At 50.6% G+C, this 12,939-nt stretch carries 11 protein-coding genes; 3 read left to right on the top strand and 8 right to left on the bottom strand.

What is annotated here, in order from left to right:
- Positions 1-6 precede the first annotated feature (6 nt).
- The 6 genes from ACFVSO_RS23350 to ACFVSO_RS23375 all read right to left on the bottom strand — a co-directional run bounded on the left by ACFVSO_RS23350 (position 7) and on the right by ACFVSO_RS23375 (position 6,393).
- Positions 7-429, bottom strand: coding sequence for a DUF4395 domain-containing protein (locus tag ACFVSO_RS23350; protein ID WP_387478196.1), 423 nt, complete (start codon positions 427-429; stop codon positions 7-9).
- Positions 430-513: 84 nt separating this feature from the next.
- Entirely contained in the window at positions 514-1,761 is a 1,248-nt protein-coding gene (locus ACFVSO_RS23355; RefSeq protein ID WP_387478199.1) for a lytic polysaccharide monooxygenase, read from the bottom strand.
- A 359-nt stretch (positions 1,762-2,120) separates the two neighbouring features.
- On the bottom strand, positions 2,121-3,059 hold the full coding sequence (locus ACFVSO_RS23360) for a dihydrodipicolinate synthase family protein (RefSeq protein ID WP_387478202.1): 939 nt from the start codon (positions 3,057-3,059) through the stop codon (positions 2,121-2,123).
- A 39-nt stretch (positions 3,060-3,098) separates the two neighbouring features.
- Positions 3,099-3,941 carry a carbohydrate ABC transporter permease gene (locus ACFVSO_RS23365; protein ID WP_387478205.1) on the bottom strand — a complete coding sequence of 281 codons (843 nt, stop codon included), beginning with the start codon at positions 3,939-3,941 and terminating at the stop codon, positions 3,099-3,101.
- Between the two features lie 12 nt (positions 3,942-3,953).
- A complete protein-coding gene (locus tag ACFVSO_RS23370; protein ID WP_387478208.1) occupies positions 3,954-4,895 on the bottom strand; it encodes a carbohydrate ABC transporter permease in 942 nt (313 codons plus the stop codon).
- A 73-nt stretch (positions 4,896-4,968) separates the two neighbouring features.
- Positions 4,969-6,393 (bottom strand): ABC transporter substrate-binding protein, encoded by a 1,425-nt coding sequence (locus ACFVSO_RS23375; protein WP_387478211.1) that lies wholly within the window; start codon positions 6,391-6,393, stop codon positions 4,969-4,971.
- Positions 6,394-6,599: 206 nt separating this feature from the next.
- Here ACFVSO_RS23375 and ACFVSO_RS23380 point away from each other — a divergent pair, with 206 nt between their 5' ends.
- Together ACFVSO_RS23380 and ACFVSO_RS23385 are read left to right on the top strand one after the other, a co-directional pair.
- Positions 6,600-8,387, top strand: a complete 1,788-nt coding sequence (locus ACFVSO_RS23380) for a sensor histidine kinase (RefSeq protein WP_387478214.1) — start codon at positions 6,600-6,602, stop codon at positions 8,385-8,387.
- Entirely contained in the window at positions 8,365-10,002 is a 1,638-nt protein-coding gene (locus ACFVSO_RS23385; RefSeq protein ID WP_387478216.1) for an AraC family transcriptional regulator, read from the top strand. Before ACFVSO_RS23380 ends, ACFVSO_RS23385 begins: the two co-directional genes overlap by 23 nt.
- Positions 10,003-10,185: 183 nt before the next feature.
- Here the strand turns inward: ACFVSO_RS23385 and ACFVSO_RS23390 are convergent, their stop codons facing one another.
- Both ACFVSO_RS23390 and ACFVSO_RS23395 read right to left on the bottom strand, forming a co-directional pair.
- Positions 10,186-10,950 carry a peptidylprolyl isomerase gene (locus tag ACFVSO_RS23390; protein WP_387478218.1) on the bottom strand — a complete coding sequence of 255 codons (765 nt, stop codon included), beginning with the start codon at positions 10,948-10,950 and terminating at the stop codon, positions 10,186-10,188.
- 118 nt (positions 10,951-11,068) lie between these two features.
- Entirely contained in the window at positions 11,069-11,698 is a 630-nt protein-coding gene (locus tag ACFVSO_RS23395) for a TVP38/TMEM64 family protein (RefSeq protein ID WP_387478221.1), read from the bottom strand.
- A gap of 138 nt (positions 11,699-11,836) precedes the next feature.
- On the opposite strand from ACFVSO_RS23395, the gene ACFVSO_RS23400 reads away from it, so the two are divergent.
- Positions 11,837-12,526, top strand: a complete 690-nt coding sequence (locus tag ACFVSO_RS23400; RefSeq protein WP_387478224.1) for a class I SAM-dependent methyltransferase — start codon at positions 11,837-11,839, stop codon at positions 12,524-12,526.
- The last annotated feature ends 413 nt before the right edge of the window (positions 12,527-12,939 follow it).

Genomic DNA, 12,939 nt, shown 5'->3' on the forward strand with positions numbered 1-12,939 from the left:
AGCGGATTAACCGCGGCTCAGCCTTCTTGCGCGAAGCTGTTTGTATTGAAAATAGATGGTGCAGCCGATGCAGTAGCCGAGCAGAGCGGCGAGCGCCGCAGCACCCATCATGCCAGCGAATACATATCCGGCGACGCTCCAGCCCAGCAGGAAGCTGAGCAGCGAGCAGGTCAGAAACAGAATACCCAGCGAGTTGTTGAAGCGCTGCAGCTCTGCTGCTTCAGTCGTACCGGATGCGGCGTATTTCGATACGAATGGCCGCGCAATTGCGATGAATAAATTAGCTTTAGGTCCGAGCAGCAAGCCGAGCAGCTGGACGATCCATAACGCGACAATCAGCCACGGCAATTGGAGGATGATGGCGATTAGCAAGGTCGCGACGATGCCAGCCTGGTTGCTGCGAACGTAGGCGAGAGGAATGTCTTTCATATTATTACCTACCTTTCCGATAGGATTTATTTAATCCTATTATAGGGCAGGGGAGGGGCAATTACAATTGAAAAAAAGGCTGGACTAGGCTTTTTGCCATACATCGGATTGATCGGGCTTGTCGCCCAGCGTCCACCAGCGCGCAGTGTAGGTTACGCCGTTATACGTGACACGGTCTCCGCCCAGATAGGCCTTGGAGCTGTTCCACTCCACGGTAACATTGCTAAGCAGCTTCCATGCAGCGGATGAATCCGGCGCATTGTTCTGCGTCCAATATTGCGCTTCATATTCCAGTCCCTTGTACTGGACCTTGTTGCCCTTTAGATAGACGGCTTTGGCATCCCATTGCGGAAGCTGGCTGTTGCCGTTTTCCCCGCCGTTATTGCCCCCGCCTTCGTTGCCGCCGCCATTCTCTTCCTTAAGCGTACGCACGGTTAGCGGTGTGGAGAGAGGGGACGCCTTGCCGTTCACGTCAATGGCCCGTACGGTGTATGTGTAGGCCTTGTCCGCTTGCAAGCCTTCATCGGTAAACGTCGTGTGCGCCGTCGATCCGCAAAGCACGCCGTCACGGTAAATGTCGTACTTCTGGATTTTCAATTCTGATGAGGAAGGCAGCCAGCTCAGTACAATCGATTTTGCCGTTTGCAGGACGGATTCCAGCTTGCCAGGGGCGCTAGGCGGCTCAGGCTGAGGCTGAGGCGTGGAACCGTCGTTGGTCAGATTGACATCAATAACCTGGTAGAACGCGTTCACGGTGTCCGCGATTTCCCATACGCCCAGAATGAGATGGTAGCCGCTGCGGTCTGTCGGCACGTTGCACTCATGGGAGACGGTGAATGGCGGCTTGGCGCCTTTGTAATCGATGTAGCAGAAAGGCTCCGGCTCAAGGTCAGCGCGCGTCAGCGGCTTGCTTGGGTCCCAGTCTTTTTTCGTAATATAGTATCTCCAGTTGTCGGAGACATGAGCGGCAGTCAGCTTCCAAGTGAACGTCTGCTTGCCGCCTGTCATATTGACTTTTTTCCAGCGGGTATTCGTTTGCTCGTAAAGCTCCTTGAAGATGCCAGCGCCGGTAATTTGCCCGTCAGCAGGTCCTGTCTGCGGGAAGCCGCCGATCGCTTCCAAGCTTTGCGGTTCATATTGAACGGCTCCGCAGTTCGTATTTTGCTTATCTTTGCAGAGCAGGGCGCGGCTGGCCGGGGTTTCCATGTAGCCATGCGCGGAAGCGCTCTCGGATAATATGATTGATAAGAGCAGGGCGAAGGCTAGAGCGCCTAGCGCCATGAGTAAGGTCGACGCGGCGTTCGAGCGTCGTGGTGCGGTCTGCAAGTTCATGATCGATTCCTCCTAAAAAATGTTTGAGTGTCGAAAGCATGGTAGAGAATGGAATACCGCCTTCGGGTCAGAGTATAGCATGTGCGTGATTTAATGGTAAATGATGCTTTATACATGGGGGAAAATGATCTGATACAGGGTTAAAAATATATGATTATTTTAGATTATTCGTAAATTAATGCTGTTTTATCGTAGTGTTTGGTGAATAATTTAATAGTATTATTGGACTATTTTTTTGCGGCAGAAGGGAGGGGGAGAACCACGGAAATGAACGTTGTCTACTCTTCAGCACAAAAAAAGGCTGTCGGCAATAAGCCGGCAGCCTCCCCTAATACGGTTGTAACGCCGCACTGAGATGATTATTCCTTCACCAAGATGTTCTTTTTAAACAGTTCTACCAGCTCAGATGCAGCATGGCTGCCTTCGGCGGTGTGCGAGATGCCGGCGAACGGTCCCGTCGGCGAGCAGTAGCCAGCCGGGATACCGAAGATCTGCTCGATCAGCAGCTTGATGCCTGGCATCGAACCGATTTCTGCGCGGCAATACGCCTCAACAACGTCGTTGGCGCGATATTGCAGCTCCCGTGCCTCGGCGTAACGACCTTCATTAATCATCTGCATCATGACCTTAAAATGATAGCAAGTAACGGCTTGCAGCGCTCCGATATTGCCGTCGGAGCCCATGTATTGCGAGCAGATGGCCAATTGATCCGCGCCGGTCAGAATGTTAAGGTCAGGGCGGTGCTTTTTGAACCGCTCCAGATAGTAGAAGTTATTGTCCGTAAACTTGATGCCGCGGAATGTCGGAACCTCTGACAATGCTTCAAGCAGCACCGGCGGGTCAATCTCCTTGCCGGCTGTTAATGTTTTGCCCATCGCCACCCAGTAAATGTAGAATGGAACGTTCGGAGCTGCAGCCGCAATACGTTTGAAATACGCGACATTATCCTCCAGCGATGCCTCTTCGGATATGCCGACAGAAGCTACTGCGTAAGCGCCATGCTCGGCGGCATGTGCGGCAAGCAGGACGGAATCGTCCAGGTTCTGGTTGTAGCCTACATGAACGAATACTGGAAGCTTACCTCTCGCTGCAGCGAGCACCGCTGCCGCCCATTGCTTTCTCTTCTCAACGCTCAAATGCTCGCCTTCGCCCGTCCAGCCGAGCATATACAAGCCGTCGGCTTGTTGTTTGACATACATATCGATTAGAGGCTGAGCCAATTCTGTCTTCACATTGCCGTCCTTGTCCATTGGCGTAATAAGCGCCGGAAGCACACCTGTTATTAGCTGTTTTGTCATTGTCATGTTCCCCTGTCTTTAATGGATTTTATATTTCTGTTAGCCTTTAACGGCGCCGCTGGTGAGCCCCGATACGAAATATTTGTTCAATGCAATGAAGACGACGAGCATTGGAATGACCGCCATGACGGTACCTGCCATCATGAGATCCCAGGACGTGACGGACTCGCCTGAGCTCTTCATCGATACGATGCCGACGACGAGCGGCTGCTTATCCGGATTGCCAAGCGTGAACACCATCGGGAGCAAATAGTCATTCCACGAGTTCATGAATGCGAGCAGTCCGACGGTAGCGATGAGCGGCTTCGTAAGCGGGAAAATAATGCTCCAGAAGATCCGGAAGAAGCTGCATCCATCTACCCGGGCCGCCTCGTCGATCTCCTTCGGAATGCCGTCGATAAAGCCCTTCGCCAAATACAGATTGGTCACGTTGATTCCAAAAATGTAAATGATAATGACGCCCCATAGGGAGTTATTGAGATTCAGTGCTTTGGCGATATTCAGCTGCGGAAATAGAAACAGGCTGCCTGCCGAGATGAACATCGAGAATGTAATAAGCGCAAGCAGCGGCTTCTTCCCTATAAACCTGCTGCGTGAAAACACATACCCGGATGTAATGGACGTGACGATTGTGCCGAATACGATAATGGCGCACATATAGATGCTGTTCCACGTATACACTTTGAAATTCGATAGATTCCATGCCCGGACGTAATTATCCCAAGACAATGTTTTTGGAAAAAAAGAGCTGGAAGCCAAAATGCTAGCCGTATTCTTCAATGAACTGACCAAGATATAAAAGATAGGGAAGATGACCAGGGCGGCGAGCAAGGTAAGAAAGATATATTTCGGGATGGCTTCTAGCAGCTGTCTCTTCTTCATCTGATGGCCCCCTTAGTAATGATTTCCCATGTTTCTGGTCAGTCTCAAATACAAGCTTACGATTACGGTAAGAATGAGTGCCGTTATAACGGCAAGTGCCGAGGAATAGCCGTATTGGCTAATAGAATCGGCTGCGCCGTAAGAGAAGAAGTACTTGAACGTGTACGACATGACGACCTCGGTAGAGCCGCCCGGCTGCCCGTTCGTCAAGACGAGGACGAGGTCGGACATTTTAATGCTGTTGACGATAAAGAGCATCATGACAACTTTCCCGGTCGATGCCAGCATAGGCAGCGTGACCTTCGTGAATCGGCTCCATTTGCCCACGCCGTCGATATCTGCGCATTCATAGATATCTTGAGGGATGTTCTGCAGTCCCATGATGAAGAAAATCATATTGATGCCGAAGCCCTTCCACACGCTGGCAATGACGATGACCAGATCGGCCAGCCATTTGTTGCCGAACCAATTGACATTGGTGTCGATCATGCCGAACGCCTTCAGCAACTGGTTGACGGAGCCGAGGAAAGGCTCGAACATCAGGAAAAACACGATGCCTACAATAGCCGTACTGACGATAGTAGGAGAGAAGAACAGCGTCCGGAAAAAGGAATTGATTTTTTTGTTGCCATTGAGAACGATCGCCAGAAAAAGGGCTAACGGAATTTCGAGTATAAATTTGGCGATGACGATAATAAACGTATTCTCTAGTGAAGCCCAGTAATGCGGATCCCGCGTAAAGGCGCGAATGTAGTTTTCGAATCCGATAAATTTGGGCGTGCTCATGCCGTCATAATCGAACCATGACCATTGAATCAGCCAGAACATCGGATAGATGGTGAATAACGCAAACCCGATGAGCATGGGCGCAAGCATGATATAGGATTGAATGGCATCTTTCCGGTACAGGCTTTGATGCTTCGTCGAGGCTTTTCTGCGTTTGAAAAATGACATGTCTGGGATGCCTCCTTTCTGTGAACAAGCGAAAGAGGATGGCTTCATCCTCTTTGCCGTTGCTGCGATTACTTTACTTTGTCGCTTTCGTATCCCAGTTCTTATCGATATAGATGGACATATCCAAACCGTCTGCGACGGCCTTCTCAAGCGCGGTGTTGTAGCGTTTGTCCAAATCCGCAAGAACGGCTGCAATGTCCGCGTTCGGAGGGCTGGCAATAATATTAATCAGCGTATTCTGATAAGGCTGGCCTTCGACCGTAATGCCTCCGTCTGGCGGCGTCAGTGTGAAGTAAGAGTTGGATGTGTCGCTGAATTCAGCATATCCCGCCTTCTTGAAGGAGGAAGGAGCTTGCGCTTGAATGTCCTCGCGCGCGATGAACTCCAGTTCATTGTTTTGAATCTCTTTCAAAATTTCGTCGTCATGGAACAATTGATAGACCTTCATGGCTTTCTCCGGCATTTTGCTTGCGCTTGGCCCTACGGACAGCACATCGGCAATTTGCGCATAGTTCTTATATTTATTGGCCGCGTCGAGAACCGGCGTATCGCTAACGCCAAGCTCAAAGCTGGTGCCGATCTCTTTCCAGAACTTATCGATGGACGTCACATCCCAGTTCACGCCGGGGAGCATTGCTATCCGTCCAGCCGCAAACTGCGCGATTAGCTCGTCGTTGCCCATTCCTTCACCGCCTGGGAAAATGCTTCCGTCTGCTTTCATTTGCAGAATTTTCTCCAAGTTAGTCTTGAAATCGGAGAAGGCGAATTTGCCTTCGTTGAAGTTGTAGCCCATATGGCCGATCGAGCTGGCGAACTGCGTAGCAAAGTACCATTTGCCCGATGCTGCCGAATCCTTTAAGTGGACGCCATAGCCATATGCGTTGCCTTTATTGTCTTCGGTAATTTTTTTGGCATAGGCGACGACATCGTCCCAAGTCTGGGGCGGCTGCTCGAAGCCGGATTTCTTCAGCAATTCCTTGTTGTAAATAAATTTGGTGGTCAGCACCTTGTAAGGGACGCTGTACGTTTTGCCGTTAATCGTCGTATAACCGTTGATCAGAATATCTTTGTACGTCTCCAGAAATTCCGGTCCGCCGGGCAAATCATCGATCGGCAGCATCCATCCCGATTTAATGAACGGCTCTTTGACGGTGCCTACGAATTTGTACAATTCAGGGGCCTGGTTGGCCGCCAGCGCAACCTTGAGCACGTCGTTGTAGTCTCCGCCGAACACTTTGTAATCGATGTGAATGCCGTCCTGCAATCCTTGCCCTTTGTTATAAGCGTCAATTGCCGCTTCCATAACCGGCTTATAGCTGGCGTCATTGGTCCATACGCGCACTGTCTCCATCTTCGTATTGCCCGAACCGTCCGGATTGGCGGAGTTGCTTGGCGAGTTGTCATTCCCGCTGCAGCCTGCCAGGATGCCCATCAGCATAACAAGACTCAAAAACGTAAGACCTGCCCTTGAACGTCGCTGGAATCGCTTACTGTTCACATTAGTTGCCTCCTCATGTCGTGTTTGAAGCGCTTTCAAGTGCAATGATAACAAGAATACTCCGGGGTTAAAATACAAAAACTTAAGGGAAAAAGTTAGATATATTACACAGTTTGCCCCTTCTCCTTGTCGTTCATGAATGAGCGTTGCTATACTGAAATTAGAATGATTCAACGACGAAAGGGGCCAAATCGGACGCCGTGCATATGAGTATTCGCAACAGGCTGGTACTGTATTTTCTCGCCTCCATACTAATTCCGTCCATTATTATTACCGTCGTCGTGTATATGAGCTCTACCGGCATTATTACGAAAAAAATGAACGACCTGATTGAGAAAAACGTCGAGTCGGCTCGGCTGATCGTTCAAACGAGACTGGCTTTTATTGATGAAATGACTACGCTCATTTCACTCAATCCGATGATTCAAGAAGTGCTCAGCGCAAGTCCGACGACTAATATGTCCGATAACATCTTGCAGATCATCAAGCTCGACCGCGCGCTCGACAGCTATTATCTATCGAATTACTACGCATCGCCCAACTCGTCCATTGTGCCGACGATTCATATGATCGACAGACCGGAATACCGCAAATACGATATTTCTACCAAAGTGCAGGACATCGAGTCTATCGAGAACGAACCGTGGTACAGGGAGATGGACAATAATAACCAGTCCGTCTACGGACAGCCGGGGGATGCGCCTGTCATCATCGCAAGACGGCTGTTCAGCTTGCAAATCGCAGATAAGTACGATGATGCGGCTGTGCTCACGATTGAATTGGAAAAATCCAGTCTGAACGGCATGCTCTCCAACTACAAGCCCTCCAACGGAAGCCGGATTTTCATTCTGAACGAACAAAATCAAATTATTATGAGCAGCGATTCGTATTCGGGTGAAGAGGAGCAGTTCATTTATTCGCTCGACCCTGCGGCAACCGGCTTGAAAAGAGTGGACATGAAGGGCGATAAAGTCATTCTTTCCTCCAAACAGCTGGACAACATTGATTGGAAGATTATCAATATGACGCGGTTAAGCGAAATTAACTCGGACCAGCTTCAGTTGACCCGAACGGTCATGTTGGTCCTGATCATCTGTATGACCACTGCGTTGCTGGCCGCATTCCTGCTGTCACGCAATATATCCAGACCGATTACGAAGCTGGTGACATCTATGCGTGCTGTGCGAGGCCAGAATTTCGATATCGACATCGCTTATCATAAGAAGGATGAATTCGGATACTTGATTCAGCAATATAAACGGATGATCGGCCAGATCAAAGAGTTGATCGATAAGCTGTACGTCAGTGATTTAAAAAAACAAAAAGCCGAGCTGCTAGCTAAAGATGCACAGCTTCGAGCCCTTCAAGCGCAAATCAACCCGCATTTTCTATATAACACGCTGGATTCGATCAACTTGTATGCGATCAAGTACAAAACGCCCGTTATCAGCGATATGATCGGCTCCTTGGCCAACTTCTACCGCTATTCGCTCAGTAAAGGACGGAATATCATTTCGCTTGAAGAGGAGCTGAACCATACGAGCAGCTACCTCGACATTCAGTCGATGCGGCTTGGACCCAAGTTGCATTATTCCATTCAAGTGCCGCGCGAGCTAAGGAAGACGAAGACGGTGAAGCTTGTCATTCAGCCGCTGGTGGAAAACTCGATTATTCATGGCTTCCATCAAAAAACAGGCGAATTTGAAATCGTTATCACGGCGAAACAAGAAGCGGATAAAGTTATCGTCTGCATCTCGGACAACGGTACCGGCACACAGGAGAAGGCGGACATGCTTAATCATCTGCTTGCTTCCGACGATACTGAGCAGCAATCCTTTGCCATTACCAATGTGCACCGGCGGCTTCAACATGCTTTCGGCGAAGACTATGGCCTTCGTTACAGGCCTAATCCGGCGGACGGAATCACCGTCGAAATTACGATTCCGGCCAGCTATAACATGGGGGATAACGATGCTAACGGTTATTTTGGCTGATGATGATTACCTGGTCAAAGAAATATTATGCGATACGATTCCTTGGAGCGAACTCGGGATGGAGGTTGTCGGCCTCGCCGAGAACGGACAAGAGGCGCTGGAGCTTTGCATGGAGCGGCAGCCGGATATTTTGGTAACGGATATCAAGATGCCCTTTTACAATGGGCTTGAGGTCGCCAATCAACTGATGGAGAGCGGTATGCGTACGAAGACGGTGCTGATTAGCGGCGTACAGGATTTCAACTATGCCAGACTCGCGCTGAACGTGCAGGCGGCCGGTTACATTTTAAAGCCGATTCAATTGAAGGAAGTTGTGGCCGTGCTCAAAAAAGTGCGTGATGCGATCGAAATGGAGTTTCAGCGAGAGCAGGTCCTGAAGCGTCTGGAGCAGCAGCTGGAAGAAAACATGGCGCTGATGCGCGACAAGTTTTTGAATCAGCTTATTATGGAGCAGATCGGGAGCGAGGAAGAGCTGCAGGAGAGGCTCGACTACTTCCGTCTGCCGTTCCAAGCGGGTCAAGATATCGTAGTGGCAGTAGCGGAGATTGACGAGTATGACTTGAAGGTGAAAAACAAAGGGATTGAACGGGTACATTTTTTTAACTTTTCGATCAAAAATTTAATCGAGCAGGTGTTAGACAATTATCAGGCAGGCATCTGCTTTACGACCGCACGGGAAAATGAATTTGTCATCATCCTGAGCGGAGACTATTGCCAAGAATTGAGAATGGCTCAAATTTTCGAGAGCATCGAGCAGCTGCTGCTCGAATTTGATGGGATTACGATTTCGATCGGGGTTGGTCATTGCGTCAGCATGGAAGCGACAAGCTTATCCTATGGCCGCGCATGCAATGCAATCGGCTACAAGTTTTATACGGGCAACGGTTCGATCATCCATATCAACGACATCGCCGATTCGAGCGCCATGGGCAAATTGAACGACATGAAAGGAAGCGTCAAGCTTGGGGAGCTGCAAAAGCTGCTGCTGGACGAGATCAAGACGGGCAATAAGCCGCGGGTCAAGCAAGCGATTGAGCAATATGGCGCGTTGCTTGCGGAGGCAACCCAGCTTTCACAGGATTATATTCGGGGGTTATTCCTGGAGCTGATTATTACGGCTTACCGTGAAATATGCGAGACCGAAGGGGAGTCCGCGGAGGTTACGGCCAATTATTCGGCCTCCATGGAGTCGATTATGCGCGACGAGACGCTTACCGATATTAAGAAACATGTAAGCGCCATGCTCCTGTGCATTGCTGACTATTACGGGGCCAAGTACAATAAAAAGCACCATGCGCTGGTAGAGCAAATTAAGAGCTACGTCAATCAGAACTACATGGACAATATTTCGCTCGCTGACATTGCAAACGAAATCTATATGTCGACCAGCTATTTGTGCGCCGTATTCAAACGGGAAACCGGAGAGACGATTAACGAATACATGATCGAAACGAAGATGAGCGCAGCGAAAAAGCTGCTTAAAAACACGAAAATGAAGGTACATGAAATCGCCGAGCAGCTGGGCTACGAGAATGCCCACTATTTCAGCTATTCGTTCAAGAAGTATGCAGGCGAGACGCCGCAGCAGTACCGGAATAAGATGCAGTCAGGGTAGGTGTATGTAGAAAGGCAGATTGCTGCAGGCGAGACGCCGCAGCTGTACAAGTGGCAGCACGGATAGGTGTATGTACAAAGAGCAGATCGCTGCATGCGAGACGCTGCAGCAGTACCGGAGCAAGCAGCAGCCTGAATAGTTACATGAAAAAAGCATGTGCGTCGACGCACATGCTTTTGTTCGTTATGGATTGGAGGATGGTACAGGAATCGTCTCAGGCTGCTCGAAGGTCATGTCCTTCTTGTCGACGGTCACTTTCTTCATCGATAGCGGCTCTAGCGGCTTGTCCTCCGCATCTCGCTTCTGATTGACGATCGTGTCCACCGCCTCCATGCCTTCAATCACTTTGCCGAATGCGGCATATTGATTGTCCAGATGCGGAGAGTCTTCCGTCATGATGAAAAACTGCGATCCGGCGGAGTCTGGAACCATCGTCCGTGCCATGGAGATGACGCCTTTCGTATGCGTCAGATTGTTGGTAAAGCCGTTAAACGTAAATTCGCCTTTAATCGTATAGCCGGGACCGCCGGTGCCGTTGCCCTGCGGGTCGCCGCCTTGAATCATAAAGCCTGGAATAACACGGTGGAAGATGACTCCGTCATAGTAGCCTTTGTCAATCAGCGAAATAAAGTTGTTGACGGTATTCGGCGCTACTTCCGGGTACAGCTCGACTTTGATAATCTCATCGTTGCTCATCTCAATCGTAACGACCGGATGCTTCTCCGGCCCAAGCAGCTCCAGCTCAGTGGCCGGCTCCTCAGAAGGCGAAGGCGATGGGGAAGGAGATGGCGACGGCGTAGCTGTCTCTGTCGGCGTTGAGCCGCCCGCGCCCGACTCCTTGTCGGCGGGTTTTCCTTGATCGACCCCGCAGCCTGACATGATCAGCGCAAATACGATGCACAGCAGCAGCGCGGCGCCAAAGCTTCTTTTTAACCTGAAACGTTGCATAAATGGGATTCCTCCTAATAAGGTTCGTTAGAACAATAAATGTCGTTGTTATTTGTATGGCGAATACCGACCTTATTCTACCATAGAGACCGCTCTGAAATCTAACCTGCCATTAGGCTCATGCAAGCTCTTGTGCAGCCCGCTTCTTCTGCCATAGACGATATGCGCCCAAGGAAATGACGAGAAAAATGCCGTATACGGCTACCGTTGTCAGGCTGCTCTTCGGGTCGCTCATCAGATTGTCGCCAACCATAGCAAAGAGGAGCATGGCCGGGATTTTGCCGATGGAAGAAGCGATGGAATAGGAGAGAAAGCCGACCCTGCTTAGTGCTGCGTACACATTGATGATGATGGATGGGATGAAAGGCAGCAGCCGGGCGAACAGAATCGCGAGAAACGCATTCCGCTCGAATAGCGTGGTTACTTTGTCGATGCTTTTGTATCGGTGAAGCGCACGTGCGCCCCATTCCTGAAAGGCGTATCGAACGAACAGAAACATCAGAATAGAAGCGGCAGCCGATCCGATCCATGTGATGGCGGCGCCCAATGATGGTCCAAGTGCAGCGCCAATCACTCCGCCGATGACAGGATAGGGGATGATGGGGAAAAGCGCCATGACGGTAGCCATCAGGGCGACCAGAAGCAGATTCTCTGTCTGCTGGAACCAGGAGAGGATTGCCTCCCCGTACAAATAAATAACAATGGCGACGGCTATGTAGCTTAGCGCCATTAAAAGCTTTTTGCGCACAAGTGTACCTCCGAATTAGTCTCCCGCCTATTATAGCATGTCTGGTATCGGAAATAACCCTGGCGAAGCGGCTTGACCTTCTCGTAACGGCAACGTTTAGAGTAGGGGAAACACGTAACAAGGGGGATGGTTTGAACAATGCCGAATCATGATGAGATTTATAGCAGGGAAGCGGAGCGGTACGATCAGTTGATTGCTTCGCAGCCCAAGTTGATGGAAATTGTGAATGAGATTAGGCCGCTTGCGGGAGTGGATGTGCTGGATATGGGGGCTGGCACGGGACGGCTGACTTTGGCGCTTGCTCCAAGCGTGAAGTCGATACTGGCTACGGATGCCTCTGCTGCGATGCTGAAGCTGACGGGGGAGCGTCTGAGGGCATCTGGGATGAAGCACTGGGGGACGGCGGTTGCTGATCACCGGCGCTTGCCGCTGGAGGACAATTGCATCGACTTGGTCGTGTCGGGCTGGAGCATCTGTTACTTATGCGCGACTGGTGTGCCAGAGTGGAGAGAGAACCTGAGGCTGGTCATGAGCGAGATCGAGAGAGTGCTGCGCCCGGGAGGGACGGCGATTATATTTGAAACGATGGGAACGGGGTACGAGACGCCTCAGCCGCCAGAGTTCCTGCTCGATTATTATCGGGCGCTTGAGGAGGAATGCGGTTTTCAGCATCGCTGGCTGCGTATGGACTACCAATTCGAATCCGTGGAGCAAGCGGTGGAGTTGACGTCGTTTTTCTTCGGGGAGGAGCTGGCTGAGCGCGTGCGGCGGGAATGTCTGACGGCCCTGCCTGAATGCGCCGGCGTATGGTGGCGGCAATTTCCGTAAGTCGGGACGCGAGTTGCTGTGGAGTGGGGCATCAGTGGGAGCCTGACCGCTCGGGATTAGTGGATAGCGGGGAATAGTGGTGGTGGCACATCTACATGTGTGAAGAAGCGGCGGGTGGAGCGAAATAGTGTTGTGTGGCACAACTAATCGTACAGAATTGGCGTATGGCGGGGAATAGTGTTGTGTGACACAACTAAACGTGCCGAATCGGCGGATGGAGCGGAATAGTGGTGCGTATCATCGCTAAGTAGATACATGTTCCTGAGTGGCGGTCGAGTGGGTAGCAAGTCGGTAGAATCGACTTAAATGTGTCTGAGCGGCGGTCGAGTGGGTAGCAAGTCGGTAGAATCGACTTAAATGTGTCTGAGCGGCGGTCGAGTGGGTAGCAAGTCGGTAGAATCGACTTAAATGTG

The sequence above is a fragment of the Paenibacillus sp. NPDC057967 genome (genome assembly GCF_042887015.1).
Taxonomy (GTDB): domain Bacteria; phylum Bacillota; class Bacilli; order Paenibacillales; family Paenibacillaceae; genus Pristimantibacillus.

Bases quoted from the DNA above. Each gene is read 5' to 3' on its own strand.
- ACFVSO_RS23390 (WP_387478218.1), bottom strand. From the start codon at position 10,950: ATGCAACGTTTCAGGTTAAAAAGAAGCTTTGGCGCCGCGCTGCTGCTG.
- ACFVSO_RS23380 (WP_387478214.1), top strand. From the start codon at position 6,600: ATGAGTATTCGCAACAGGCTGGTACTGTATTTTCTCGCCTCCATACTA.
- ACFVSO_RS23400 (WP_387478224.1), top strand. From the start codon at position 11,837: ATGCCGAATCATGATGAGATTTATAGCAGGGAAGCGGAGCGGTACGAT.
- ACFVSO_RS23370 (WP_387478208.1), bottom strand. From the start codon at position 4,895: ATGTCATTTTTCAAACGCAGAAAAGCCTCGACGAAGCATCAAAGCCTG.
- ACFVSO_RS23365 (WP_387478205.1), bottom strand. From the start codon at position 3,941: ATGAAGAAGAGACAGCTGCTAGAAGCCATCCCGAAATATATCTTTCTT.
- ACFVSO_RS23360 (WP_387478202.1), bottom strand. From the start codon at position 3,059: ATGACAAAACAGCTAATAACAGGTGTGCTTCCGGCGCTTATTACGCCA.
- ACFVSO_RS23350 (WP_387478196.1), bottom strand. From the start codon at position 429: ATGAAAGACATTCCTCTCGCCTACGTTCGCAGCAACCAGGCTGGCATC.
- ACFVSO_RS23385 (WP_387478216.1), top strand. From the start codon at position 8,365: ATGCTAACGGTTATTTTGGCTGATGATGATTACCTGGTCAAAGAAATA.
- ACFVSO_RS23355 (WP_387478199.1), bottom strand. From the start codon at position 1,761: ATGAACTTGCAGACCGCACCACGACGCTCGAACGCCGCGTCGACCTTA.